Annotated in this window: 25 protein-coding genes and 1 pseudogene; 12 read left to right on the plus strand and 14 right to left on the minus strand. The window is 55.9% G+C overall.

Translation table 11 applies throughout. The features are described from left to right. Positions 1-114: 114 nt before the first annotated feature. Positions 115-498: a hypothetical protein gene (locus tag ACQ4WP_RS18405; protein WP_436523117.1), complete on the minus strand. Its 384-nt coding sequence runs from the start codon at positions 496-498 to the stop codon at positions 115-117. A gap of 787 nt (positions 499-1,285) precedes the next feature. On the opposite strand from ACQ4WP_RS18405, the gene ACQ4WP_RS18410 reads away from it, so the two are divergent. After that, a complete protein-coding gene (locus ACQ4WP_RS18410; RefSeq protein WP_436523119.1) occupies positions 1,286-1,633 on the plus strand; it encodes a hypothetical protein in 348 nt (115 codons plus the stop codon). A gap of 636 nt (positions 1,634-2,269) precedes the next feature. Here ACQ4WP_RS18410 and ACQ4WP_RS18415 read toward each other — a convergent pair. Both ACQ4WP_RS18415 and ACQ4WP_RS18420 read right to left on the minus strand, forming a co-directional pair. Further along, positions 2,270-3,922, minus strand: a complete 1,653-nt coding sequence (locus ACQ4WP_RS18415) for a UvrD-helicase domain-containing protein (RefSeq protein WP_436523121.1) — start codon at positions 3,920-3,922, stop codon at positions 2,270-2,272. A gap of 8 nt (positions 3,923-3,930) precedes the next feature. Beyond that, positions 3,931-5,682 carry an ATP-dependent nuclease gene (locus ACQ4WP_RS18420; protein ID WP_436523123.1) on the minus strand — a complete coding sequence of 584 codons (1,752 nt, stop codon included), beginning with the start codon at positions 5,680-5,682 and terminating at the stop codon, positions 3,931-3,933. Positions 5,683-5,942: 260 nt separating this feature from the next. Between ACQ4WP_RS18420 and ACQ4WP_RS18425 the strand changes: the two genes are divergently transcribed. After that, positions 5,943-6,770 (plus strand): DUF8758 domain-containing protein, encoded by an 828-nt coding sequence (locus ACQ4WP_RS18425; RefSeq protein WP_436523125.1) that lies wholly within the window; start codon positions 5,943-5,945, stop codon positions 6,768-6,770. Here the strand turns inward: ACQ4WP_RS18425 and ACQ4WP_RS18430 are convergent. From ACQ4WP_RS18430 to ACQ4WP_RS18440, 3 genes are all read right to left on the minus strand, one after another. After that, a complete protein-coding gene (locus ACQ4WP_RS18430; RefSeq protein WP_436523127.1) occupies positions 6,727-7,209 on the minus strand; it encodes a DUF488 domain-containing protein in 483 nt (160 codons plus the stop codon). The two genes, ACQ4WP_RS18425 and ACQ4WP_RS18430, sit on opposite strands and share 44 nt — an antisense overlap. Positions 7,210-7,294: 85 nt before the next feature. Further along, on the minus strand, positions 7,295-7,636 hold the full coding sequence (locus tag ACQ4WP_RS18435; RefSeq protein WP_436523129.1) for a hypothetical protein: 342 nt from the start codon (positions 7,634-7,636) through the stop codon (positions 7,295-7,297). Positions 7,637-7,652: 16 nt separating this feature from the next. Further along, positions 7,653-8,339 carry a DNA-binding protein gene (locus tag ACQ4WP_RS18440; RefSeq protein ID WP_436523131.1) on the minus strand — a complete coding sequence of 229 codons (687 nt, stop codon included), beginning with the start codon at positions 8,337-8,339 and terminating at the stop codon, positions 7,653-7,655. A 253-nt stretch (positions 8,340-8,592) separates the two neighbouring features. On the opposite strand from ACQ4WP_RS18440, the gene ACQ4WP_RS18445 reads away from it, so the two are divergent. The 10 genes and pseudogenes from ACQ4WP_RS18445 to ACQ4WP_RS18490 all read left to right on the plus strand — a co-directional run. Further along, entirely contained in the window at positions 8,593-9,543 is a 951-nt protein-coding gene (locus ACQ4WP_RS18445; RefSeq protein ID WP_436523133.1) for a site-specific integrase, read from the plus strand. Between the two features lie 201 nt (positions 9,544-9,744). Then, positions 9,745-10,080: a PepSY domain-containing protein gene (locus ACQ4WP_RS18450; protein WP_196855215.1), complete on the plus strand. Its 336-nt coding sequence runs from the start codon at positions 9,745-9,747 to the stop codon at positions 10,078-10,080. 56 nt (positions 10,081-10,136) lie between these two features. After that, positions 10,137-10,733, plus strand: a complete 597-nt coding sequence (locus ACQ4WP_RS18455) for an undecaprenyl-diphosphatase (RefSeq protein WP_196855216.1) — start codon at positions 10,137-10,139, stop codon at positions 10,731-10,733. 75 nt (positions 10,734-10,808) lie between these two features. Then, positions 10,809-11,591, plus strand: a complete 783-nt coding sequence (locus tag ACQ4WP_RS18460) for a COG4705 family protein (protein WP_436523136.1) — start codon at positions 10,809-10,811, stop codon at positions 11,589-11,591. Between the two features lie 28 nt (positions 11,592-11,619). Further along, positions 11,620-12,072, plus strand: coding sequence for a hypothetical protein (locus tag ACQ4WP_RS18465; RefSeq protein ID WP_436523138.1), 453 nt, complete (start codon positions 11,620-11,622; stop codon positions 12,070-12,072). 19 nt (positions 12,073-12,091) lie between these two features. Next, positions 12,092-12,850 carry a COG4705 family protein gene (locus ACQ4WP_RS18470; protein WP_436523140.1) on the plus strand — a complete coding sequence of 253 codons (759 nt, stop codon included), beginning with the start codon at positions 12,092-12,094 and terminating at the stop codon, positions 12,848-12,850. Positions 12,851-12,875: 25 nt separating this feature from the next. Further along, positions 12,876-13,541: a response regulator gene (locus ACQ4WP_RS18475; RefSeq protein ID WP_436523142.1), complete on the plus strand. Its 666-nt coding sequence runs from the start codon at positions 12,876-12,878 to the stop codon at positions 13,539-13,541. Next, entirely contained in the window at positions 13,517-14,878 is a 1,362-nt protein-coding gene (locus ACQ4WP_RS18480; RefSeq protein ID WP_436523144.1) for an ATP-binding protein, read from the plus strand. The genes ACQ4WP_RS18475 and ACQ4WP_RS18480 overlap by 25 nt, the downstream gene beginning before the upstream one ends. 8 nt (positions 14,879-14,886) lie before the next feature. Continuing rightward, a complete protein-coding gene (locus ACQ4WP_RS18485; protein WP_436523146.1) occupies positions 14,887-15,321 on the plus strand; it encodes an EamA family transporter in 435 nt (144 codons plus the stop codon). Between the two features lie 13 nt (positions 15,322-15,334). Further along, a pseudogene (locus ACQ4WP_RS18490) lies at positions 15,335-15,550 on the plus strand (Tn3 family transposase); the annotation flags it as partial. A 173-nt stretch (positions 15,551-15,723) separates the two neighbouring features. On the opposite strand, the gene ACQ4WP_RS18495 reads toward ACQ4WP_RS18490, so the two are convergent. The 8 genes from ACQ4WP_RS18495 to ACQ4WP_RS18530 form a co-directional block, all read right to left on the minus strand. Next, the gene (locus ACQ4WP_RS18495; protein WP_436523148.1) at positions 15,724-16,812 is read right to left on the minus strand and encodes a DMT family transporter; all 1,089 of its coding nucleotides are present in this window, start codon (positions 16,810-16,812) and stop codon (positions 15,724-15,726) included. Positions 16,813-16,919: 107 nt separating this feature from the next. Beyond that, positions 16,920-17,282 (minus strand): hypothetical protein, encoded by a 363-nt coding sequence (locus tag ACQ4WP_RS18500; protein WP_436523150.1) that lies wholly within the window; start codon positions 17,280-17,282, stop codon positions 16,920-16,922. Positions 17,283-17,391: 109 nt separating this feature from the next. Beyond that, entirely contained in the window at positions 17,392-17,997 is a 606-nt protein-coding gene (locus ACQ4WP_RS18505) for a transmembrane anchor protein (RefSeq protein ID WP_436523152.1), read from the minus strand. A gap of 11 nt (positions 17,998-18,008) precedes the next feature. Next, positions 18,009-18,710: a HupE/UreJ family protein gene (locus ACQ4WP_RS18510; RefSeq protein WP_436523316.1), complete on the minus strand. Its 702-nt coding sequence runs from the start codon at positions 18,708-18,710 to the stop codon at positions 18,009-18,011. A gap of 60 nt (positions 18,711-18,770) precedes the next feature. Beyond that, entirely contained in the window at positions 18,771-20,000 is a 1,230-nt protein-coding gene (locus ACQ4WP_RS18515; protein WP_436523154.1) for a TolC family protein, read from the minus strand. Next, positions 19,997-20,299, minus strand: a complete 303-nt coding sequence (locus ACQ4WP_RS18520) for a DUF3240 family protein (RefSeq protein WP_436523156.1) — start codon at positions 20,297-20,299, stop codon at positions 19,997-19,999. Before ACQ4WP_RS18520 ends, ACQ4WP_RS18515 begins: the two co-directional genes overlap by 4 nt. Beyond that, a complete protein-coding gene (locus ACQ4WP_RS18525; protein ID WP_436523318.1) occupies positions 20,292-23,375 on the minus strand; it encodes an efflux RND transporter permease subunit in 3,084 nt (1,027 codons plus the stop codon). The genes ACQ4WP_RS18520 and ACQ4WP_RS18525 overlap by 8 nt, the downstream gene beginning before the upstream one ends. Next, on the minus strand, positions 23,375-24,490 hold the full coding sequence (locus ACQ4WP_RS18530; RefSeq protein ID WP_436523158.1) for an efflux RND transporter periplasmic adaptor subunit: 1,116 nt from the start codon (positions 24,488-24,490) through the stop codon (positions 23,375-23,377). The genes ACQ4WP_RS18525 and ACQ4WP_RS18530 overlap by 1 nt, the downstream gene beginning before the upstream one ends. Positions 24,491-24,676: the final 186 nt, after the last annotated feature.

The raw sequence follows: 24,676 nt of genomic DNA on the forward strand, positions 1-24,676 counted from the left end.
CGCCAGCGGCGCCACTCGCGCCTCGGCAATGTTCCGCCCGCGTTGTTTGCTGAAAAATTCAGCAAACAACCACAGGCGGCTTGAAACAAGAGTGTCCGCTATTGACAGTACACCTCAAACCCCCTTCCGTGCATTTTGCGCGGCTAGTTGGCTGATCATGCCTTGCCAAGTGGCCATATGGGAAAGCAGTCTCGGAATCATTTCAAGGAATTTGCTTGTTCCAGCGTAAAAGTCGACCGCGACTCTTGTAACCTCCAACTCATCGATATTGGTGATATCACGATATTGTCGCAAGGCATCGGCATCGCGATGCGCAATGGTCGAGTTTCTAAGATAGGCAAACTGTTGCTGCGCCTTTGTTTGGGCTTTCCGAATGGTGCGCATTGCTTCTGTTACGTCGTGTCGAAGTTCATCTGGAATTTCACAATCATCAAGTGACTTTCGCAATTTATTTCCTGCAACCTTATCAATGTCCAACTCGTGAATGGTCAGAAGCATGACTCTCGCCGCGAGACCCCGTGCCCAAGCATCAGGATGAGTCAAAGCATCTATTTTCACCGCTTGTATATCCCTTTCGGCAGTTAAAAAGAAGAGTCCAAGATTTAGAACAACGGTGTTTGCTTCGAATCCAAGTCGTCGTGCCCTGGCGGTCTCAAGCGCAAGTGTCTCTAGCGCAAATACGAGTGCCAGCCGTCTCCTTTTTTCCGACCATTGAAGTCTAGGGCGACTAAGACATCTTGCAAGCGCTCGCGTCTTGGGTTTCATCCAGCGGTACACTGCCAGGCTAACGTAGCGTTTAACGAGCTCTTGACGTTGCTGAAAAAGTTTTCGAGGTTGGGGTGACATGCCGATTGACCTAAATATCTAACCAAGCTGCTCAAAAGACGTTCTAACCTATCAGCTAGATCAGGTCCAAAGTTCTCCGGCGAAACCCTGCGGCGATCTCCGTAGGCGAACCGGCGTTTCTGCTACCTTTTAATTTCTATCACCGTAAAGCCTCTTTTTGCGCAGATAGGTCAGCTAGCTCTGCATCGCGCAACCAGTTCTCTGGAATTTTCATTAACATTGTAGCTGTCCGGGGCCATGCCTGCATGGTTTCCGCCCACTCGCGAGACTCTCTCGCAAGCATATCTGCCCAGGGCTGGAGGTTTAGTACAGTGATCCAGCACAATTTCGTTACCTCTCATTTTTGTCGAGATGGTGCATCATTTTTAAGCAAACTATGTGCTATGCTGAAGGAATCGGCAGGTTATTAGCTATAATCATAGCGGTCTGAGATGGCATTATGGCAAGCAATTCAAAAATTCAATACAATAACGGCCCATTCTTGGACATTGATGAACGTCGTCTCGCAAAGCATGTGCCAGTTGCATTGGCCCTTCGCACTGCACCGGCTGCAATTGTGAACGAAATTATCTTTTTAGCTAACCTCCAGATAGAAAGTTGGGAAAAGAGTTTGCTCTGTAGCAGAGACTATATTTCTGCTTGGCGAGAACTTCTCAAGCGCCCTATTGACGCGGCTTCCATTTTGGAAGAGCGGTCGTCTCGCGCAGCTGCTTTGCGCCAGAACTCCCCTTTTGTTGCCTCGGTTCGAAAATTCCATGCAGCCTCCAAAGTGCTCACACAAGACTAGACATCCATCTTATTGCTGATGGGCTAGGCAAGCACGCGGCTTGAGTGGCACTCACTCCAATGAGTGTCCATGCAGGCGTAGACGCTGGTAGATCGCCATCTTGTGCCCGGACAGAGGAGCACGTTCTGCGTCTTCATGCTAGTCGACCATGGATACTTCTTCAGACGTCACATCATTTGCCCAAAGAAGATCAGCTAGCTCAGTGGCGTCAGCGTGCGATAAATGAAGGCCGCCTTCGCACTCCGCGACTAATACATCGTCAATAAGATAGATTCTGGCTCTCACAATAGTCCTTTGAAGCAAACTTCAAGTGATACTCCCCCGTGCAGGTCGCCGCTGTCATCAGTACCAGGTCTGAACACGAATCGGCTTCAGGCTATCGAAATCTAGCCCCAACAGCCACAATATGGCAAGTTCGGATTGATATTCCGTAAGCCTGGAACATCGCTCACGGGGGATGATGCAAGCCCATGTACGGTGTAGCCTTCACTTGTGGATCCGTCCAAAAGATGTGCACCGGGATAGCGATCACTTAAACCCATTACCGCCCTGCCCGCTATGTCGCACCCCGGAGTTCGGGAGTGAGCTTACAGTACGCAAACAATTCAGGCAGGCGTTTGAAACTATCGTTCCGAGCTATATCGGCAATCTCATTATGCCAACAGTGGCTGCGCGCTCAGCAAGTCGCTCATATACATTCTCAGGAACGGCCAACCAAAATATATCCCTCGCCCTAGTCAGCGCGACGTAGCCGATACGCCCGTTTTCCGTGCCGACTCCTCCGAATAGTTCTTGTGCATGTCTCTCAGTCGCGATATACAGAACCGAACCGATACTTTCCCCCTTTACCTGGTGTACGGTATCGACCCTCACGTAATGCCTGGGACGTACCAGGGGATCAGCATCAAGATCCCTAGCAGTAATTCTTCGCCCTATTTCAGCGAAAGTCATCCCATGGCCCGCAAGATTGAGAAGCAGTGCACGCAGATTGATTAACAATCGTGGTAACCACACATCGCGCGCGCTAAGTTCGCTGCGGGGCAGGCCATTCTCGTGATCACATACAAAGCGCCAGATTTTTGCCTTCACTTCAAGTGCCCATGGTTCTTGCGAGTCGTCCAGCAGTGCCCGGAATCTTGGATTCGGTGGTTCGATTAAAGCAGCGACGACCCCGACACATTCGGAAAATGCGCGGTCGTACTCGTTGGAAATTCTTTTATCCACCGCTTTCACCAAATTTTTCACCAGGCCTGTCCCTCGGCTTGCGGAGCCGCCTCTAAGCTGCTCCACCAACGCATTAGCCCGACAGATCACTGCGCTTTCGTTTAGTGGATAGCCCAAATCATTCGTCACTTGCTGGAAACGATCGAGAATCAATCTCGGGTTTTCCGGAACATAGGGAACGATGAACGCTCCGGAATTGCTGTGAAGTGCTGCTCTATTTGCGACGTCCGTCCGGCCCGTGAGCTGATTTGCGCATCGGACAATCGAAGGCACCGATCTGAAGTTAGTAGATAGTGAATAATGGGCAATCCCATCGGTGGCAACGTATCGCTGAAGATGTCCCCCATCAGCGCCATTAAATCCGAAAATCGCCTGCGCAGGATCGCCAATCAGCGATAGTTGCAATCCATAATCTTTTAAGATTTGAAGAACTGCCCAGTCCAAAGCCCCGATATCTTGGGCTTCGTCAACAATAATATGGGGATACCGTGTAACGATAAGTTGGGCAAGATAGGGCCAATTGCTCAAGACCAAGTGAGTCCAATAGCGTGCCGTTTCATAGGTGTAAGCCCCTGTTCTTCCCAAATTTGCAATCGCCGTCTGCGCGACCGGCCAGGGCACTATTTGGTTTTGCCCAAGGATCGCTTGATAGCCTGCGGCAGTGTAGCGGATTTTTAAATCACTTATGTTGTAATGTCGATTCTCATGGAAAATAGTAAACGAGTTCAAAAAAGGCTCATAACCGAAAACGAGGAATGGCTTCTCTGGGCAGGCCATGAAATTCCAGGCGTAAGGGATTACGATGTGTTGTGCAAAAAAAGAATCGAATGTGGACACGTTCACTCGCGCAACGTCTCCGCCCGCCTTAATAAGTCCTTCACGAAAAGTATTTACTGCAATATTCGAAAAGGAAAGTAGTGCCACTCTTTTTAACCGAGGAAGGCGATTGACAATTGCAAGAACTCTGGCGATCGCCGTTTTGGTCTTGCCACTTCCGGCGCCGGCAATGATCGACATACTGATCAGCGGCGCGGTTATTACAGTATTTTGATCTTCGATAGACATTAAAATCCTTACACGGCTAGTGCTGGAGGAGGCAAGGCCACTAATGCACGAGGCGGCGCCGGAACCCGGATCCAAGAAAAGGCCGCGTGGATATGTTCGGGAACCACAAAGCCGGCGGGATTCTCTCTTAGCTTTTCCGCTAGCTCTTGAGCGAATGCTGCCTTTGAAACATTTTTGCTTCCTACGGGGCGCTCGAACATGCCTTGAAAAAGACATCGGGCCGCTTCCGTGTTATCCAATTGAAGACCAACAGCGGCCGCGAGATCTCGGGCAATAACAGGATGAATTTCTGCCAATGCCGCAAGCATTAGTGAGCGATTAATAGGCCCCTGCAGAGCTATGTCATATTCAAGCGTCTTCGCGCCGATAAACGCCTTCCTGAAAGTCTCATCCATGGCGATAATTGCCAAAGCAGCATTGGAAATATCACCATGTACGCCAAACGCCGGAAAAGGAATTGCGTTAGGATCTCGATCTGTAATGGTGGCCACCTTTACAGGCATCGCGTTCTGTCCAAACAATGGCAGAAAGCAATCAAAATTCAAACCTTCCGCGCTGACCACGGTGACTCCCAGATGCCGCAAGCTGACATTCAGATGAGCGGCCATAGCGGGCACGAGCGCTCGTTCTGCGGCACCCTCAACCATGATTACCGCCCTAGCGAAGAAGAGGTCGGCACGGGTGATGTCCAGATAGCGCTCAAGTTTTTTCTTTTGACGCGCGACAAGATTTGCATTTCTCACCGAGAACGCCGTCAGAACACGGTGATGCTCGCTTAATTTAATTAAGTCGTCTAAGTTTGCCAAAGCAGCAAAATGTGGGCTATGTGTCGTTACGAACAACTGCACTTGCTGTCCCCCATGCGCAACCTCTTGCTGAAAGTACGACAGCAAAATTGATTGTAGTTGGGGGTGCAAATGTGCTTCGGGTTCCTCAATAATTAAGGAACGATATACGGCCTCTTCCGCTAAAGACAATTCTCCGAGGACCGCGGCCATGTAAATCAGATTATTGTAGCCAAGTCCATTTCGCTCGATATCGAATCCGTCAGCGAGAATCGCCAAGCGTGCCGCAATTTTCCCGATGTCCTGAGGGCTTAAATTGAGGTCAAGTTGCTGGGTCAGAACGTCGCCAAGCATGCCATTGTACCGCTGGGATATGGCAGCCTTCGTAGCTAAGATTGGTTGCGAGGCTCCCAGTTGTTGATCAACTTGAGCAAGGATTTGGTTGCACTGCTGCAGCCCCTCCGCTGAAGAAACACTTTGCAGCAATCGGGCCAATAGGCTCCGAGCACCGGGTTTCAGGCCCCGTGATGCGTCCCGCAGCGGCGGCAAATAGACGCTACGCAGTTGCTCAGCCATTTCCGCGGTCATGGCGGTCGTATTTCTCGCGCCACAGTATCGTCGCGCTTTGAGACGGCCTAACCGATCTGGAGCATCAAATTCTGCGAGAAATTCGGCCGAAAAACTCCCGTCTGCGTCCAACACGGTTGCGCCCATGAATAGGGCTGCTTGGTCGATATCGAGGCCCTTGAAAACAAAACGGAAGGTGATCCGCTGGAGCGTTTGATCATTGACATCTTCTAGTCCCAAGCGCGTGTAAAGCTCATCGGGGCCGCTCAATAATGTGCGCAATGCGTCAACAATGGTGGTCTTCCCAATATTGTTCTCTCCTAGTAGGATATTTAGTCCAGAAGAGAATGACATGGTAAGCGCACTAATTTTTCGAAAATTCTTGATTTCCAGTGTTTGTAGATACATAGGGACGTTGGTTGTCGAGCGATAAAGAGTTAATTTGCGGACGTAACATGAAAAAATAATCTATGTCGATCTTTTAAAACACATCCCTGAAATGCCATACAGCAACATTGCGAAACCAAAAAAATCACTAAAACGGCAAAAATCTTAGGTCATCTTTGAGTAAACGATGTGGATTATTTTTTATATTCTATCGGAATTTGCCGTTAATATGTGCATTAGGCAAGAAGTTCCCCCCAATAGATATTGGAAGGTTCCCATCAATGACGACCAGAGTTGAGCGCATTTTGATTTTGGCGAAAACCTATCCCTCGCCTAGCGCCAAACATGCGGAGACATCGTGTGTCGCTGGAATCAATGACCGGGGTGAGGCAAGGCGGCTGTATCCGGTCCCATTTCGTATGATTTCTGGCGATCAACAGTTTCAGAAATGGCAGTGGATTGACGTCCGAGTCGAAAAGTCGTCGGCCGATCATCGCCCTGAGAGCCATAAGATTTACGTGGACACGATTCAGGTGCGTGAGAGAATTCCGACGAAAGAGAAATGGTGCACACGCCGTTTGTGGTGGGAAAAGTTGCCCTTATACGACAGCTTCGAGCTGATGGACGGCGAGCGCTCGGGTCGGGGCATGAGCCTCGCGATATTGAGGCCCAAGCGACTAGTTCGACTGGAAATTGTGTCGGTCAGCGAGCCCGATTGGACAGAGGAAGAGATGGCCAAACTACTTCAAGAGCAAAGCCAGGGCAACCTCTTTTCACGGGACGAAGAGCGGAAACACCTGAAACGGCTCGAAAAGTTGCCTTTCGACTTTTATTACCATTACGTTTGCGAGACGCCCGCGGGCGAGGAGGTCCGTAAACACAAGATCGTCGATTGGGAAGTCGGCATGTTCTTCCGCACGTGCCGGACAAATTACGGTGCGGGCTGGGAGGTGCCCTTCCGTGCAAAACTTGAACTCGATTTCGCGGAGAAGGACTTGATCTTCATGATGGGAAACATGCATCGATTCCCACACCAGTGGCTCATCATCAGCCTGATCTACCCGCCTAAGCGAGTGCCTCAGGACGATTCGCAGTCGTCGCTGTTTTGACCGTGCCTGCTTGGAGATGCGCGACTTCGATGCCGTATGCCAGGTGAACCGCGTCGGCGACCATGGAGCGATGGCACATGCGGTAGTTCGCCTCGAAGCAAAGCAGCGCGCAGTTGGAGCTTCCGGCCATTTCCGAAAGGTCGGCGATCACATCATTCTTAAGGGACAGATAGCGCTTGAAATCCTTCTTGTAGCGTTGCCAGTCTCCATCTTGGCGGTACTGGTCGCGTATCGGTTTCGGACATCCGAGTTCGGACATGTGCCGATACGCGAAACCGTGGGCGTTCAACATGTCACGCAGCCCATTCTTTGAGAAGCCGCGCTTGCGCGACAGAGGAAGTTCTCGGATGTCGACGACCGTTTCCACGCAGCCCGATCTGAGCAATGCAAGGAAATTGTCGATGTTTAGGCCTTCGTAGCCGATGGTGAATATGCTCATGTTCTATTCCTTGTGATCCCGAAGTTTACACGAAACGAGCAAGCACTCGTTAGAAACCCCGTTTCGCGCCAACATACGCGACGTCTTATGCGCCAGGCTTCTCGCCTTCAAGGCCCCGTTTCATGAATTCGAGGTAGGAGCGCATTTGGTCGTCGATCCCTTGCCGTGCTTGTTCGCGAGCCTCGGCCTGGGTCAGCGCAACTTCGAGTTCCCGAACTCGCTCTGCAGTTGGCGTTATTTGTTCCTTGGTAGCAGCCAGATCCTGCGACAGTATATCGATCTCGACCATTTTGCCTACGAGTTGCCGTTCGAGATCGGGCACCTGCACTTGCAGCGATTGAAGCCGTTCGATTGTCTGTACCTGCTTGCGCACGAGCGTTACTTGTTCGTACAACGACTGCTTGACATGCGACAGTTCCACGACCAAGCGGGTGGCGTCCTGATTAAGTCGCCCCCCCCTCCTCCTGCTTGGCCACCAACGCCTGCTGTTGCAGCCGCAGTTCCGCCTGCACCTGCTGAAGCTGCTGCTCATGGCGTCGCTGTTCTTGGTCGCGCTGTTCCTTGGCCGACTGGCGATAGTGTTCGAGGGCTGAGCGGGCGTGGGCGTGTTTGTCCTCGAGCGAGGCGCGGTGCTGCTCATTTTCGATGAGCCTGTCCTTGAGACCGGCCGCCTGCTGCTCGGCCGTGTGGCGCAGGATGGTTTCCCGCTGCAGCGCCGCCTTCGTTTCCTCGTGCATGTCCCTTTCGGTTGCCAGCGATTCTGTCAAGTCGCGCTCGCATCTGCGGGCCGCCTCCAGATCTTGCTGAAGCTTTTGGGCGTTTTGCGCTTGGCGCCGTGCTTCTTCTGTGCTGTCGACGAGGGCGGCGTCCGCGCGCAGATCCGCTTCCTCGTGTAATCGCGCCGCCAAGCGCGCGACCAGATCCTGCAGCGCATCGCTGACAGCCACGCTACGTCCGTTAACGACGCCCTCCTTCGCCTCGAACTCCTTTAAGTACTTGTGGATCGTGGTCTTCGAGCCCGTGTTGCCAAGCGCGACACGAACGGCGTCAACGGAAGGATGTCGCCCCTGTGCAAGCAGTGAATCCCGTGCTTTACGGACGTCTGATGGGTAAAGGCCAGTACGGGACATGGTATCTCCACGAATTAAGATAATGCGGTATGTGCCATGTAATTACATACCATTGCGGGCGAAAATCAAGGCGAGATTCTGCTTGAAATTGAGGCCGGATAATGTACCATTATCCTGTGTCATACCTGCTTCCGTGCCATTTTGTCCGCGTTTGCTGTACATTTGCCGATAGCACCGGACATAATTGGCAACGCCACTAGCGACGATCTACCCAGCCGACCTTACCCGCCCGCTTTTTCTGCCTTACCATGCCATGTCTGATATCGACCTCTTTCTGCAGGCTGCCACGCGCGAGAACACGCGAAAGAGCTATCGAAGCGCGGTCCGCGACTTTGAAGTTGAATGGGGTGGTTTTTTGCCGACGACGTCCGATAGCGTGGCACGCTACCTAGCCGACCGAGCCGGCAAGTATGCCATCAACACCCTGCGTCAGCGATTGGCCGCATTAGCCCAGTGGCATCTCGACCAGGGCTTTCCCGACCCAACCAAGGCCCCGGTAGTACGCCAAGTCTTACGCGGTATCCAGACGCTGCACCCAGCAGAAGAAAAGCGGGCAAAACCATTCCAGATCGATCAACTCATGGCGGTCGATCACTGGTTGACGGCCAACGTCGACGCCGCGCAATCCCAGGGTGAACTGGCCACCGAGTTGCGGTACCGCCGCAACAAAGCGTTGTTTCTCCTCGGTTTCTGGCGCGGGTTTCGCGGCGATGAGCTGACGCGCTTGCAGATCGAGCATATTCACATCACGCCAGGTGAAGGGATGACTTGTTTCTTGCCGCGCACCAAAGGCGATCACCAGCTCAAGGGTGGCAATTTCAAGGTGCCGTTGTTGTCGCGCTTGTGCCCGGTCAGCGCTTATGAGGAATGGATCGCCGCAGCGAAATTGACGGCTGGACCGGTGTTTCGTGCCATTGATCGCTGGGGCAACATCGGCGTCAACGGATTGAACATCGATAGCTTGGTGCCGCTCCTGCGTAATATCCTGCAAGAAGCTGGCGTGGATGCACCTGAGTTGTACAGCGCCCACTCGCTGCGCCGCGGCTTTGCCACCTGGGCGACTGCCAATGGGTGGGATCTGAAAACGCTGATGGAACATGTCGGCTGGAAAAACGCACAGTCTGCCATGCGTTACATTGACAGGGAAGATTCCTTTAACCGGCGCCGCATCGAGCAGAACCTTCTTCCTCCTGCGAGCAAGTAATAAAACATTTGGGTTGGAGCCCGTATGCAGGGCCAACTGGCATGAAGTGATGGGTTTGATATGGGCCGTTCTCCCTGGAGGCGTCTCAGAAAACGGAAAATAAAGCAAACTAAACTATTTTGCAGCGGCTCAGTGCCAGCTAAGTCATCCTCCGTAGTCTCTCCATTACGCAAATACCTGCGTTCTTTTTGGAGAAGCACCATGAATCGCTACAGCAAACTTTCTATCCTGGCCGCAGCCATCGCCGCTGCGGCCACCGTTGCCTATGCCGCCCAAGGCAGCATGGAAAACGATGCCATGGCCATCACCAAAGCCAAAATCCCGCTGGCTCAGGCTGTCACCACTGCCGAGCAACACGCCAATGGCAAGGCTGCACGCGCTGAGTACGAAAACTCGAAACAGGGCTGGGTCTACGACGTGGAAGTCGTCAGTGGGGCCAAGGTCTTTGATGTCAAAGTCGATGCCGACAAAGGCACGGTCATTTCGTCCGCCGAAGACAAAGCGGATCGTGACGACGACCACGACAAGCGAGATTGACTATACGCCACTATGGTCGGGGCATCCCTATGGGGTGATCCGGCCACGGAGAACAAATGGAAAACCTCAATCACGCACTATTTCTCTGGCTTAATGCACCAGAGCATCCAAGCACGCTGCTATTGGCCGTCGCCACCATTTTCGCTGAATATGCCATTTGGGCGCTCCCGGCCATCCTCGGGCTCGGTTGGCTACGCGGAAGCGAACATACCCGCAAGGTTTTGCTCGAAGCGACCGCGTCCGGTCTAGCAGGCTTGCTCATCAACCAGATCATTGGGCTGGTTTCGCAACATCCACGTCCTTTCATGATCGGTCTGGGGCACACCCTGATTCCCCATGCTGCTGATTCTTCGTTCCCGAGCGACCATCTGACGCTCCTATGGGCCGTCGCCTTTAGTTTCCTGATGCACAGCAGCTCACGTGTGGCTGGCCTGGCACTGGCATTATTGGGGCTGCCTGTTGCTTGGGCGCGTATCTATCTCGGCGTTCATTTCCCGCTGGACATGGTGGGTGCGGCCATGGTCGGGGTGCTGAGTGCGTGGCTGGCCTTTCGTGAAGTACGCATGTATTTGCCCGCCGCCTACCGCCTTACCCTGAGCGTTCATCGAAGTCTCTTCCGAAAACTCATCCAAATTGGATGGGTGCGCAAGTGATGGGCCTATGGCTGGCCTAAGTTTGGCCGGTCAAACTTGCCCCAAGAACAACCAGCCCTTGCAGGAAACAACGCCATGAATACGCTGACCATGCCTTCCACATCAAATTGGCTCAACAAAGTCCCCGAAGTGACGCTCTCATTCTGGGTCATCAAGATCATGTCCACGACGGTCGGAGAAACAGGAGCCGACTTTCTGGCTGTCAATGCTGGCTTCGGCCAAAGCATGACTCGCACAGTGATGGGCGCGCTGTTGGCTGTTGCCCTAATCATACAGTTACGAACGCGGCGCTACACGCCCTGGATTTACTGGCTTTCGGTCGTGCTGGTCAGCGTGGTGGGCACCCAGATTACCGACCTGCTCACCGATGGGCTAGGCGTGAGCCTGTATGTCAGCACGTCAGCATTTGCCGTGGCGCTGGCAGGAATTTTTGCGGTTTGGTATTGGGTGGAACGTACTTTGTCCATCCATGAGATTTTCACACGGCGCCGGGAGTTGTTTTACTGGTCTGCCATCCTTTGCACGTTTGCACTGGGCACGGCGGCAGGTGACTTGGCGACCGAAGCGATCGCTCTGGGCTTCACATGGGGGGCGATGTCATTCGGCATATTGATCGCTATCACCTATGCGGTATGGCGCATGGGCGGCAACGCCGTTCTGACCTTCTGGATAGGCTACATCCTGACTCGCCCCTTCGGTGCCGCACTTGGCGACCTGCTGACGCAGGCCAAGGCCTATGGGGGCCTCGGCATGGGTGCCATGTGGACCAGTGCTCTATTCCTGACCGTGATCGTGATGCTGGTGGCCGTCGCGCAGTTTAGCGTTGGCAATAGCATGAATGCACAAGCCGTCGAATAAACTCTATCGAAAAACTCAAGGAAAAATCATGCGCCATCTGCATTCGCTAACTCACTCCGTTACCGCACTATCGGCCATCGCTCTCTTGGCCCTTGCGGCTGGCTGCTCAAAGTCTACCAACACCGGTACGGCAGGCTCTGCTTCATTAAAAACAAGTCAGGCTACTTCTGCACCGCAGGCAAAGACTGCATCCAAGCTTGGGGATCTGTCTGTGTTTCGGACCATCGCCGCAGAGGTTGCTGCCCTCGTAGATAAAGGCGATCTGCCAGCTGCTAAAACGCGGATCAAGGAGTTGGAGGTCGCATGGGACTCGGCGGAAGCAGGCTTGAAGCCCCGTGCAGCGACTGACTGGCATATGCTCGACAAAGCCATTGACCGCGCCCTTAGCGCCCTACGTGTAGATGTACCCAGTCAAATCGACTGCAAAAAGGCTTTAGCTGACCTGATGACCATTTTTGACTCCCTCCAAGCCAAGCACTAACTAGTAAACAGGAATTGAGATGAATATTTCAACCGAAAAAGCATTAGGCAAAGTCCCTGAAGTGACGCTCGCTTTCTGGATTATCAAGATTGCAGCCACCACGCTCGGCGAAACAGCTGGCGATGCCGTTTCGATGTCGATGAATTTGGGGTACCTGATTGGTACTGCTATTTTCTTGGCGGTATTTCTGACAGCGGTATTTGCGCAAATCAAGGCCAAGAAATTTCACCCCTTGCTTTACTGGGCAACCATCATTGCAACTACCACAGTCGGCACGACGCTGGCTGATTTTGCAGACCGATCACTTGGTATCGGGTACGCTGGTGGCTCGACCTTACTCATAGCTTTGTTGTTCGGTTCCCTATTTATATGGCATCGAACACTAGGCTCAGTGTCGGTCAGCACGCTCAGTTCGCCGAAAGCCGAGATATTCTACTGGGTAACTATCATGTTTTCTCAGACCTTGGGAACGGCACTGGGCGACTGGACAGCCGGTACCGCTGGCTTGGGCTACACCGGCGCCGCTATAGTGTTCAGCGTCTTGTTGGCACTGGTCGTTGCAGCTTACTATTGGACAAATGTGTCGCGGATCCTGCTTTTTTGGACAGCATTCATTTTGACTCGACCTCTCGGTGCAGTGGTGGGGGATTTTTTGGATAAGCCGCTCAGTGCAGGCGGCCTGGCTCTGAGTCGTTACTCAGCATCAGCGGCATTATTCGCCTTTATTTTGACTAGTATTTTACTATTCAAGCAAAGGGCTGCCAGAACAGCGCATTGAATTATCGGTATAAGAAGGAGGAATAATGCGAGTCTTGCTGGTCGAAGACGACACCATGATTGGCGAAGCCATCCAAGGGGCGTTGAAAGACGCCTCTTATGCGGCCGACTGGGTAAAAAACGGTCAAACTGCCCTTGCGACACTGGGTTGCCAGCACTATGACCTGGTGCTGCTCGACCTTGGACTGCCTGGCAAGGATGGGCTGGAGGTGTTGACCAACATCCGCGCCAAGGACAACCCCGTTCCACTGCTCATCATCACCGCCCGTGACGGCCTCGATGATCGACTGCGCGGCTTGGATGGCGGGGCCGATGACTACGTGCTCAAGCCCTTTGAAATGGCCGAACTGCTGGCCCGCATGCGCGCCGTGTTACGACGCAAGGGAGGCAGCGCAACGCCCATACTCAGCAACGGTGTTGTCTCGCTTGATCCGGCCACGCGAGAGGCCGCAGTCAACAGTAGTGCCCCGGCGCAACTCTCCAACCGTGAGTTCGCGTTGTTGCAAGCCTTGCTGGCACGCCCCGGTGCAATTCTTTCCCGCAGTGATCTGGAAGACCGTATCTACGGATGGGGCGAAGAGGTGGAAAGCAACGCGGTCGAATTCCTGATCCATGCACTGCGGCGCAAACTGGGCGGAGAAATCATCAAAAATGTCAGGGGGGTTGGATGGATGGTTTCAAAAAACGTTTGAACGAGTCAGTCCAGTTCAAGCTGTCGTTTTCGCTGTCGCTGGCCATTTTGGTCATCGCATTGGTGGCTGGCTTATTTTCATTCGTATCCGCATTCGACGAAGCCCACGAGTTGCAAGACGATATGCTGCGCCAAGTTGCGGCGCTGTTTGATCAGCAACACCTCCCGCTTACACATTTTGGAGACGATGGACGCGCCAAAGACAGCGATGAAGAGTCCCGGGTCATTGTCCAGTATCTAGCAAATGGCAGAAAGGTGACCGGAAAAGGTGAGACCGGAGCACCGCTGCCACTACCAATCACGCTACCCGATGGTCTGCATACGCTTGAAGTTAACGGAGAACCGTTCCGTGTATTGGTTAAAACAACGTCCAACGGCGAGCGTATCGCCGTAGCGCAGGAAACTGGCGTTCGCGATGAAATCGCACGCGACAGCGCTTTGCGCACTTTGATGCCGTTGCTAATTCTGGTTCCAATCCTGCTTTTGATCGTGGCTGATCTTGTGCGTAAGATGTTCCGGCCCATCGCTTCTTTATCTGCGGAAATCGACCAACGTGCCGAACAAGAATTACATCCAATCGAAGAAAAGCATCTTCCTGCTGAAGTACGACCGTTCGTGGTGGCAATCAATAGTCTACTTGCCAGAGTTGAGAAAGCGATGGAAGCACAGCGCCGGTTTGTCGCGGATGCGGCGCATGAGCTTCGCTCTCCGTTAACCGCCTTGTCACTGCAAGCCGAGCGGCTGGCCGAAGCAGATATGCCTGACCTTGCACGTGAACGTCTCAGGACATTGCGCCGAGGCATCGAGCGTGGCCGGAACCTATTGGATCAGCTTCTCACCCTGGCCAAGGCTCAGTCTGCGCTCGACCGACCCGAGTCGCCCGTATCAGTGCAGGACGTCTATCGACGTGTTCTGGAAGACCTAATGCCACTGGTAGAAGCCAAACACATCGATATTGGTGTCGAAGGAGAACAAGACGCCCTACTCTGGGTTAACGAACTGGACATGATTGCCGTCGTCAAGAATTTGGTTGATAACGCCATCCGTTATACGCCGACTGGCGGCAGGGTCGATCTTTCTGTCGCCGAGGAAGAAGGTCGCGCAATATTGCGAGTCCAAGATTCAGGGCCTGGGATTCAAGTAGTAGAACAAGATCGGGTGTTTGCCCCATTCTATCGCATTCTTGGGAGCGATCAGGTCGGATCAGGTCTGGGCCTTTCCATCGTCAAGGCAGTCACGGATCGGATTGGCGCTGAGATTCAGATAGGATTCTCAGACGAAGTGACGCATTCTGGCCTATGTATCTGTGTGCTCATGCCGCTGGCTAAACCACTTTAAGGAAATATATGGCGACATCAAATGGCTGGTTCTATTGGGCAATTCTATCCGCCGTATTTGCAGCACTGACTGCTATTTTTGCTAAGATAGGCATACAGGGAGTCGATTCCGATATGGCCACCTTGATCAGAACGGCGGTCATTATTGTCGTACTATCCGTGTTCGTGACTTACACGGGCAAGTGGTCCAATCCCTTCGAGCTTTCGCCGAAAACTTGGTTGTTTCTTGGGCTGTCTGGCCTAGCCACTGGCGCGTCTTGGGTATGTTATTTCCGGGCACTCAAGATAGGGGATGCATCCAAAGTCGCTCCTGTGGACAAGCTTAGCCTCGTCTTGGTGGCTGTGTTCGCGTTCACCTTCCTGGGAGAACGGCTATCAGTCCGGGAGTGGTCGGGCATTTCGCTGGTCGCTAGTGGTGTTCTCTTGCTCGCCTTTAAGCGTTGACGTGTGCGATTGAGCTATGCTGCTACCGCACACCAAGATCACTGAACTGTCGATGGAAGCTGATGAAGTGCCAGGTTCACCCGGCACTTCACACATTTGAAAACCAACGACACAGCCAAGGACAAGACCTTGCTGCTGACGACAATCCTGACCGATGACATCAATCCTGGGCTAACCAAGATGGCCGAGTCTTGCCTTGGCAATACCTTCCGCCAAGCTGTCGTGGCTAGGCAAAGGCGGCATGATCCTTCAGACGTTAGCTCCAACCTCGTCAATCATCGCTGGTCCTTCCAAGGATTCCATCTACCTGGGAACGTACGAATTCACTCTCTACACCCATAAGCTCGGCGAAATTGTGCGAATCCGCGATTTCGTCCCATGCAATCTTCTTTTTGACCAGAGTCATGAATGATCGTGCCGGTGATGGATGTCTGGATAATGGGGATGCGCATGACGCAGCGGCAGATGCTGATGAGCATGGACATGCGGCTCCTTGCCGTCCCAGCTGTCATCGTGCGTATGCTGGTGATGGGCGTCGTGGCTGTGCACATGCGTATGTAACAGCGGCTCATGCTCGTGATAGTGCTCATGATTTTCCGTTAAATGCAGCCAAATGCCGGCGGCCATCAACGCTGCGGCCAGCCAGAACAGCAGCCCGGGAATGTCGCCCAGCATGAACAGCGAGATGACCGCGCCGACAAACGGCGCCGCCGAAAAATAAGCGCCCGTGCGGGCCGTTCCCAGGTGGCGCAACGCCAGCACGAACATCACCAGGCTCAAGCCGTAGCCGCAAAAACCGACCAATCCTGCGTTCACGGCGATGCTGACGCTGGGCAAGGTGTAACCCAGAGCCAGGGCGATGGCCAGGTTGACGGAACCGGCTACCAGGCCCTTCAATGCGGCAATTTGCAAGGCATCGCTGGCGGACACCTTGCGTGTCAGATTGTTGTCGATGCCCCAGCACAGGCAGGCGCCGACAATGGTGATCGCCCCCCAGGGCACGCCCAGTTTTGGCACCTGCTCCCAGGACAGCAGGATGCCAGCGGCGACGATCAGCAGCATGCCGATGAAAATACGGCGGTCGAAATTTTCCTTGAAGACAAACCACGCCAGCATGGCAGTCAGCACGCCCTCGATATTGAGCAGCAACGATGCCGAGGAGGCAGGCGTCAGCGTCAGACCGAACATCAGTAGGACCGGCCCGGCAATGCCGCCAAAGGCAATCGCCCCCGCGAGCCATGGCAAATCCGCAGTCGTGAGCGTGGCGGGTTTGTCCTTGGTGTTGCGGGTGAGCACCGCGCGCACCAAGAAACAGGCCAGCAAGCCCAGTCCGCTGCCCAGGTACAGGATTCCTGCCAGAGTGACGGGAGCGACCTGCCCTACCAGCGTTTTGGCAAAGGGCGTGCTGGCGCCAAACAGGGCCGCCGCCAGTAAGGCGTACACGACACCCTGATGCGTGCTGTGACTGGGTGAAGATGATGAAAATGCCATACCATGCTTTTATAACGTATTGTTTACTTAGTCTGCCAGTATGCACGATCCGGCACACCTTGGCAGCGCAACCCTCATTGCGGCCCGGTGAGGGGCCGCATGCTGGCTTACTTGGCGACCAACTCGGCCTTGACTGTGTTCTTGTCCGCAAAGGTAATGCTTGCCTGGGCTCGGGTGCCGGCTGCCAGCGGCACCGCCGTCTTGGCGATCATCGTATTGTCCACGCCAGGCTGCAAGGCGACGTCGGTCTTGGTATTGCCCGTCATGATTGTCAACAAGCCCGTTGCGCCTGCCGTCGGATAGCTCTTGCCCGCGCTTTTGGCATACACCGTGGCTCCCGTCTTGCCGCCCTTCAATTCGAGCTTGATCTGGGCCGGCGCCTCATCATGATCGTGGTCGGTGTGGGCCCACGCGCCAGGTGCGCCGGAAACGAGCAACAAAGTGGCCAACGTCAACATAACTTTTTTCATGCAATTCTCCATGGATGCGGCGATTTTGGTCGGCCTCGCCCCGATAAGCCGTCGTGCTTGTGCGCGGCGCCGTGTGATTGGCGCCGCGCACTGAAACCAGCGGTACTAATTACTTCTTGTAAATGTCAGCGTAAAAACCGCTGGAGCGCAGGACCAGCGTCACCGGCTCGGCCGATTTGTTTTTCCAGTACCAGCCGTGCACGCCCGTAAAGGGCGCGATCAGCGAGCCGCTGGAGCTGCTCACGCCCTTGTCGGCGATAAAGCTCTCGAACTCGTCTTCGCGCGCGTTGACCGGCTCGCCATGGAAATCGTGGTTGACCACGGCGCCACCCTTCGTTTCCCACGAATAAATCAGCGTTGCACCCTTGGCCAGGTGGGTTTTGACTTCCAGGCCCTTGCCGGGCGCCAGCGTGATCTCTTGCTCGTCCGAGCGATACGGCACCGTTTGCTTGGCTGCAATGGTGAGCGCGCGTTCCTCGCCCGGCGCCGAAACCTGCGATCCTTGCGGCGCGGGTGAGCTATCGGCGGCGGCCGTTGCCGGGCGATGCAAGGTAGTCAGGCCCAGCGCCTTGCCGAGTCCTGTGGGATCGATGCCATATTCGGCAGGCAGGACTGCCACGGTCAAAATGAGGCCGGCGACCAGAGCCGCCAGCCCGGTACCGCGCAGCAGTTCTTTTTTTGCGACCGAAATGCCGTTCATTGGGATGGATGTCATGGGTCGTGCTCCTATCTGCTGAGAAAGCCGGTGAATTGGAAACCAGCCAGAATGAATCCGGCCGTCATCAGAACAAAATTGCCAGCGGCGGCATACCGCACAAAGCTGGTGGTGCTGCGCCAGTAGCGCATGGCGATCAGGATCATGCTCAGAGCGAGCAGCTGGCCGATCTCCACGCCAACATTGAAGGCAATCATGTTCGGCACCAGGCCGTCGGCGGACAAGGCGAAGTCCTGCAGCTTGGTGGCCAGCCCGAGACCGTGAAAGAAACCGAAGATCAGTACGGCCGCCCGCTTGTTCGGCTGGAAGCCAAAGAGCGTCTGGAAGCCGCCCAGATTGTCGAAAGCACGGTACACGATGGACAAGCCGATAATGGCATCGACAAAATAAGCATTGATATGCCAGCCGTTGATCACGCCCAGCAGCAAGGTAGTACTGTGACCAATGGCAAACAGCGTCACATACAGGCCGATATCCTTCATGCGATACAAGAAGAAGATCACGCCGCACAAAAACAGCAAATGGTCGTAGCCGGTGACCATGTGCTTGGCCCCCAGATAAATGTACGGCAGGATTTGCATGCCGCTGCTGGCCTGCAGAAAACCTTTGTCCGACTCGGAAACACCGTGCGCCGCCGCGATGCCGGCGCACAGCCACAGTAAGGTGCCGGCGAGCCAGCGCCACCAGGCGCCAAGGCCCGGTCTGTTCAACATCAATTTCACGTAGTGCTCCTGTTAAAAGTCATGGCATCGGGCGACGCCTGGAAAAATGTTTTACTCATGGTCCATGTCCCAGACCACATGCGCGTCGACCAAGACGCCGTAATACGCACGCGCCGCAGCAACACGGGCTGCCAGGGCATTTTGCTGGGCAGTGGTCGCCTGGCGCCGCGCCGTCAACAACGTGGGCAGATCGGCCTCGCCCAAGGTGTAGGCGCGTTGCAGCAACCGCGCGTTGTCGCGCATGTCCGCCGCGCCCGCTTCGGCCACCTGCCAGCCTTCATGCGCGCCTTGCGCGGAAGCAATCGCCACGGCGATGGCGCCGTCAAGGAAGCGTCGCTTCAGCGCGACTTCATGCTGCGACACCTCCATCGCCTGAACCGCCCGCCCATCTCGTGCGGCCCGATGGGCTCCAGGCAAGGGAATGCTGAACATGATGCCGGTGATGCGCTCACGCCCGCCCACTTCCGACGCGGTGTACAGACCAACGGTGGGATCTGGCGTGCGCTCGGCGCGCATGCGGGCGCTGACGGCTTGCGCCTTGAGCAATTGCGCCTCGGCAATCTTGAGTTCATCACTCTGGTCGAGGATCCGTTCACGCCAAAACGTGGGCGACTCGACAAGTGGCAGCGATGAAGGCAAGGTGGCCAACTCGCGCCGGAAGCCCGGAAAACGCGCATGTAGGCGCGCCCAGGCAACAGCGGCCGCCGTTTTGGCTTCGATACTGACGCGTTGCTGGTCGGCCAGGTCGCCACGTGCCAGACTGGCATCGAGCGCGGCGGCGTCACCGGCCTTGACACGCTTGTTCACCGCAGCAAGATTGTCGCTGGCTGCCTGCTGGTGCTCAGCCGCCAGTACCAGCGCCTGTTCCGCGTGCGCCCAGTCCAGCCACAGCCCCAGTAGTTCACGCGCGGTCTCGTGCAAGGCCTCTCCATAGCGCGCCTCCCCCTCTTCCTGCAAGGCCTGGCCGATGCGGCGGTCCGCACTGGCCTTGGCCGGCAGGCGCAGCGTGCGCTCCACGCCCGCATTCCACTCCTTGTAATGCGGGCCTGCTTCCAAGGTACGCCGCTGGGCCGTGACCTTGGCCGTCCATTCATAAGGCGAGTCCTGCGCGAGCGCGGCATCCTGGCGTAGCATTTCGCGCCCGGCACGGGCTGCGGCGACCTCGGGATCCTGGTCTAGCAGGGGGCGCACCATCGCTGTCGGCAACAAGCCGGGCGTTGGCGGCAGTGGCGCGGCCTGGACCGCACCCGCCGCCAACGCAATGAGTATGCCAAATTTCATAGCACCTCCCCCGCTTCGGTAATGGGCGTGAGCCAGTAGCGCACACCGCCGCCTTGCAATATCTGGCGTAGCATGGACAGCACCTTTTCGCGATGCGCTTCCGGCAGGAGTGCATCGATGCGCGTCATCTTGGCCAAGCCCAGAACTTGCTCGGTGGCGCTGAGCCGATCATGCGCCAGGCCGTGCGCAGCCGCCGCCGTGCTGGTAAAGAGGGAAATTTCACTTGTCATCAGCAGCGTGTCGAGCACGCGCTCTTCCAGCGCCGGAGGACACAGCAAGGTTAAACACAGGTCAGTCATGGGGTTTCTCCTGCTTCGCCACCGCGAAGCGCAAATAAAGAATGGGTAACAACAGCAGGGTCAAGGCGGTCGCCGTGATCAGGCCGCCGATCACCACAATGGCCAAGGGGCGCTGGATTTCCGAGCCCGGGCCGCTGGCGAAGAGCAGCGGAATCAGGCCAAAAGCGGTGATGGAAGCGGTCATCATCACCGGGCGCAGGCGTCGGCGTGCTCCTTGCACCACCAACTCGGCCAAGGCCATTCCCTCGGCACGCAGCTGATTGAAATAGCTGACCAAAACGATGCCGTTGAGTACGGTGATGCCCAGTAAGGCGATAAAGCCGACCGATGCCGGCACCGACAGATACTCGCCTGTAACCCACAAGGCGACGATGCCGCCCACCAGGGCGAACGGGATGATCGACAGTATCAGCAGCGCCTGGCGCACCGAGCGGAAGGTGGAAAACAGGACGATAAAGATCAAGCCCAACGCCACCGGAACGACAACGCTCAAGCGGGCGGCCGCGCGCTGCTGGTTCTCGAACTGGCCACCCCAGGTAATGCGGTAACCGGTTGGCAACGTCAGCGTCTTGGCCACACTGGCTTTGGCTTCGTTGACGAAACCCACCAGGTCGCGTCCGCTGACATTGGCAATCACTACGCTATAGCGGCTACCCATCTCGCGGTCGATCTTGACCGGTCCCTCGGCCCGTTCCAGCTTGGCGACGGTACTGAGCGGCACGCTGCTGCCGTCCTTGGCGGTAATGCGCACGGCGGCAAAATCCGTCGGTGACAAACGGACAGATTCGTCGGCACGCAGCAAGATAGGCGTGCGGCGATTGCCCTCGACCGCATGGCCCGCCTGCTGGCCTTCGATCTGGACCCGCAGCGCATCCTGGATTTCTTCGACGCTCAGACCCAATCGGCCAGCCTGCAAGCGGTCGACGGCCACGCGCAGGTATTGCACGCCATCGTTTTGCACTGTGTAGACATCCTGATTGCCTGGTATGGTTTTCAGAACAGTTTCCACTTGCGACGCAAACTGGTTCAGCTGCGCCAGATCGGGGCCGAAGATTTTCACAGCGATATCGCCGCGCACGCCGATGATCATCTCGCTCACGCGCATTTCGATCGGCTGCGTAAAGCTGTATTTAATACCAGGCAACTGGTCGAGTACTTTGCGGATCTCGTCCATCAGGGCTTCTTTGCTCTTCATGCGCCATTCGCCAGCCGGCTTGAGCAAGAGATAGGTGTCGGTTTGATTCAAGCCCATCGGGTCGAGGCCGATTTCATCCGAACCCGCACGTGCCACCACGCCAGTGATTTCCGGCAGCGCTTGCATCAATGCCTGATGGACCTTGAGGTCCAGCGCAGCGCTTTGTTCAAGGCTGACGGAGGGCAGCTTTTCGATGCCGACAATCAGGTCACCCTCATCCATGGTGGGCATGAACGTCTTGCCCACCTGCGTGTAGAGCAAGCCCGCGCCGAGCAGCATTGCTACGGCGCCCATGGCAACCACCCGTTGCCGGCGCATGCTCCAGGCCAGGATGGGTACGTACCAGGTCAGCAGCTTGCGCGGCAGCCAGGGTTCCTGATGCGCCACATCGCGCAGCAGATACGAAGCCAGGACGGGAATGACGGTCAGCGACAGCAGCAGCGAGCCGGCCAGCGCAAAAACGATCGCCAGGGCGACTGGGGCAAAAAACTTGCCTTCCAGATCCTGCAGCGTCAACAGTGGCAAAAAGACGGTGATGATGATGACGATGCCGGAGGTAACGGGAACGGCCACTTCGCGCACAGCCCGGTAAATCGTATGCAGACGGGGCAACTTGCCGGCAGTCGGATCGTGCGCCAACCTTTGGACGATATTTTCCACCACCACAACGGCCGCATCGACCAGCATGCCTATGGCAATGGCCAGGCCTCCCAGACTCATCAGATTGGCCGACATATTGAAGCCGCGCATGAGAATGAACGTGATCAGCGCTGCCAGCGGCAAGACCAGGGCTACTGTAAGCGCCGCGCGCAAGTTGCCCAGAAACAGGACCAGTAGGACGACGACAATCACCGTCGCTTCTAATAATGCAGACGAGACGGCACCCACGGCTTTCGAGACGAGCTGTGCCCGGTCATAAAAAACATTTAGGGTGACGCCCTTGGGCAAAGTTAGCTTGATCTCGTCGAGCTTCTTGCGCACGCCTTCGACCACTTGCTGCGCATTGGCGCCGGCCAGACCGAGTACCAGGCCCTGCACAGCTTCCCCTTTGCCGCTCTGAGTCACGACGCCATAGCGTGTCAACGAGCCGATGCGTACGTCGGCGAGTGCGCCCACACGCAGAGGTGCCCCGTTCTGTAACGTGACGACGACCGCGCGCAAATCATCGAGGCTGGTGATGCTGCCTTCGCTGCGCACCAGCAACACTTCATCACCCTCGCCGAGGCGCCCGGCCCCGTCGTTGCGGTTGTTGGCGCGGATTGCTTCACTCAACTGTGCCAGTGTGACGCCGCCGGCCGCCATGGCCAGCGGATTGGGCACGACCTCAAAGGCGCGCACTACTCCGCCCAAGGCATTCACATCAGCCACCCCTGGCACGGTGCGCAAGGCGGGACGGATCACCCAGTCGAGCAAACTACGGCGCTCGGCCAAGGAGAGACCGCCACCTTCGATGGTAAACATGAACATTTCCCCCAGCGGCGTGGTAATCGGCGCCATACCACCGCTGATGCCACCGGGCAAGTTCTCGGTGATGCCGGCAAGCCGTTCACTGACCTGCTGGCGGGCCCAGAAGATATCTGTGCCATCCTGAAAGTCGATGGTGACGTCGGCCAGGCCATATTTCGTGACCGAACGCAGGACTTTGGTCTTGGGAATTCCCAGCATTTCGACTTCGATTGGCACCGCAATGCGGCTTTCCACTTCTTCCGGCGTCATGCCGGGGGCCTTCATGATGATCTTGACCTGGGTACTTGAGACGTCCGGAAAGGCGTCGATGGGCAACTGGTTGAAGGCATACCAGCCAGCACCACCCAGCATCAACGCCGCCAGCAGGACAAATAGCCGTTGCGAGAGACATGCCTGAATCAGACGGGCTAACATCAGCTGCCTCCTTTTTCGCCCAGCCAAGAGCCTTTCAGGGCCACGACGCCGGAGATGGCGAGATGATCGCCCGCCTTCAGTTTCCCGGACACACGCACGCGCTGCCCGGCGCTACTGACGACGGTCACCGGGCGGGCTTCAAAGCCATCCTTATTTCGCACAAAAACGTAAGCTTGCTTGCCGTCGTGTGCCAGAGCGGCCAGCGGCACGTCCCAGGCGGCAGTATTGGCACTCAACGGCAATTGCACGGTGACCATTTCACCGGGCCGCAAGCCGCTTGTCCCAGCATCCAGTTCAGCACGAATAGCGACCGTCTGGCTGCCGGGTGCGACAACCGGACTGATACTGACGATGCGTGCCTTGCTGTTGCGCCCCTCTATCTGTAAGGCGCCGCCGACCCGCCAAGCTGCAGAGTCAGCGGCAGGCACCTGGATGTCCAGTGCAAGGCGATCCACTTGTGTCAGGTGTAGCAAGGCGGTGGCAGGATCGATCCGCTGACCCGGCTTGACCCCGATGTTGGTCACGATGCCGGCCTGGGTGGCCGTGAGCGTCAATCCATCCTCCAGCTTGCCGCTGGCGATAAGGCGTTCGATAGATTGTGCCGACAAACCAGCCAGGCGCAGCGCGGCTTTGGCTTGGCGCAATGTCGCTTCGCTATCCTGTAGCGCCGTCTGCGCCTCCTGCACACGGCGCTGGGCGATGATACCCTCGTCGAACAAAGCCCGTTCGCGCAGTGCAGTCTGGCGAGCCAGGCCGGCACGGCTCGCAGCTTGCAACACTTGCAATTGGAGGGGGCCGAGTTCCTGGCTGACCACGCGCAGCAGCGGTGCGCCACGCTTGACCATCTGGTTCGGTTGCACATACAGCTGTACCGCCAAGCCCGCCACGGGCGAGCTGACGATTTGTTCACCATTGGCGGGCAACGCTACCTGCGCAGGCAGGCTCAGGACGACAAGTTCGGCATCGCGCTGTAAAGCCCGCACTTGGATATTGAGAGCTTGCATCTGCTGTTGTGTGACAGCAATTTTGGCTGATCGTTCTGCGGCGGATGACGGAATGCAAAATGCCAGCGCAAGCGCCAGGCACAAGGGCGAGAGTATTTTTCTTGTTTTCATGATTCTTTCCTGAGTACTAGAAACAGGGCTACTGGAGTGATCGAGGCCATGGCCCGCAGGCCAGGCACGCCAACATCCACCTAGCGCGCCATATAGGCGGCGCCGGATGAAGGAAGGCAGCACAAAGTGATAATGCAACGAAGACAGGAATGCGCGACGCATCCGGGCGCGCGTCCACTCCAGAAA

It is taken from the genome of Janthinobacterium lyxosi, from assembly GCF_051380665.1.
Classification (GTDB): domain Bacteria; phylum Pseudomonadota; class Gammaproteobacteria; order Burkholderiales; family Burkholderiaceae_D; genus Janthinobacterium.

Bases quoted from the DNA above. Each gene is read 5' to 3' on its own strand.
- ACQ4WP_RS18405 (WP_436523117.1), bottom strand. From the start codon at position 498: ATGCTTCTGACCATTCACGAGTTGGACATTGATAAGGTTGCAGGAAAT.
- ACQ4WP_RS18410 (WP_436523119.1), top strand. From the start codon at position 1,286: ATGGCAAGCAATTCAAAAATTCAATACAATAACGGCCCATTCTTGGAC.
- ACQ4WP_RS18415 (WP_436523121.1), bottom strand. From the start codon at position 3,922: ATGTCTATCGAAGATCAAAATACTGTAATAACCGCGCCGCTGATCAGT.
- ACQ4WP_RS18420 (WP_436523123.1), bottom strand. From the start codon at position 5,682: ATGTATCTACAAACACTGGAAATCAAGAATTTTCGAAAAATTAGTGCG.
- ACQ4WP_RS18425 (WP_436523125.1), top strand. From the start codon at position 5,943: ATGACGACCAGAGTTGAGCGCATTTTGATTTTGGCGAAAACCTATCCC.
- ACQ4WP_RS18430 (WP_436523127.1), bottom strand. From the start codon at position 7,209: ATGAGCATATTCACCATCGGCTACGAAGGCCTAAACATCGACAATTTC.
- ACQ4WP_RS18440 (WP_436523131.1), bottom strand. From the start codon at position 8,339: ATGTCCCGTACTGGCCTTTACCCATCAGACGTCCGTAAAGCACGGGAT.
- ACQ4WP_RS18445 (WP_436523133.1), top strand. From the start codon at position 8,593: ATGTCTGATATCGACCTCTTTCTGCAGGCTGCCACGCGCGAGAACACG.
- ACQ4WP_RS18450 (WP_196855215.1), top strand. From the start codon at position 9,745: ATGAATCGCTACAGCAAACTTTCTATCCTGGCCGCAGCCATCGCCGCT.
- ACQ4WP_RS18455 (WP_196855216.1), top strand. From the start codon at position 10,137: ATGGAAAACCTCAATCACGCACTATTTCTCTGGCTTAATGCACCAGAG.
- ACQ4WP_RS18460 (WP_436523136.1), top strand. From the start codon at position 10,809: ATGAATACGCTGACCATGCCTTCCACATCAAATTGGCTCAACAAAGTC.
- ACQ4WP_RS18465 (WP_436523138.1), top strand. From the start codon at position 11,620: ATGCGCCATCTGCATTCGCTAACTCACTCCGTTACCGCACTATCGGCC.
- ACQ4WP_RS18470 (WP_436523140.1), top strand. From the start codon at position 12,092: ATGAATATTTCAACCGAAAAAGCATTAGGCAAAGTCCCTGAAGTGACG.
- ACQ4WP_RS18475 (WP_436523142.1), top strand. From the start codon at position 12,876: ATGCGAGTCTTGCTGGTCGAAGACGACACCATGATTGGCGAAGCCATC.
- ACQ4WP_RS18480 (WP_436523144.1), top strand. From the start codon at position 13,517: ATGGATGGTTTCAAAAAACGTTTGAACGAGTCAGTCCAGTTCAAGCTG.
- ACQ4WP_RS18485 (WP_436523146.1), top strand. From the start codon at position 14,887: ATGGCGACATCAAATGGCTGGTTCTATTGGGCAATTCTATCCGCCGTA.
- ACQ4WP_RS18495 (WP_436523148.1), bottom strand. From the start codon at position 16,812: ATGGCATTTTCATCATCTTCACCCAGTCACAGCACGCATCAGGGTGTC.
- ACQ4WP_RS18500 (WP_436523150.1), bottom strand. From the start codon at position 17,282: ATGAAAAAAGTTATGTTGACGTTGGCCACTTTGTTGCTCGTTTCCGGC.
- ACQ4WP_RS18505 (WP_436523152.1), bottom strand. From the start codon at position 17,997: ATGACATCCATCCCAATGAACGGCATTTCGGTCGCAAAAAAAGAACTG.
- ACQ4WP_RS18510 (WP_436523316.1), bottom strand. From the start codon at position 18,710: ATGTTGAACAGACCGGGCCTTGGCGCCTGGTGGCGCTGGCTCGCCGGC.
- ACQ4WP_RS18515 (WP_436523154.1), bottom strand. From the start codon at position 20,000: ATGAAATTTGGCATACTCATTGCGTTGGCGGCGGGTGCGGTCCAGGCC.
- ACQ4WP_RS18520 (WP_436523156.1), bottom strand. From the start codon at position 20,299: ATGACTGACCTGTGTTTAACCTTGCTGTGTCCTCCGGCGCTGGAAGAG.
- ACQ4WP_RS18525 (WP_436523318.1), bottom strand. From the start codon at position 23,375: ATGTTAGCCCGTCTGATTCAGGCATGTCTCTCGCAACGGCTATTTGTC.
- ACQ4WP_RS18530 (WP_436523158.1), bottom strand. From the start codon at position 24,490: ATGAAAACAAGAAAAATACTCTCGCCCTTGTGCCTGGCGCTTGCGCTG.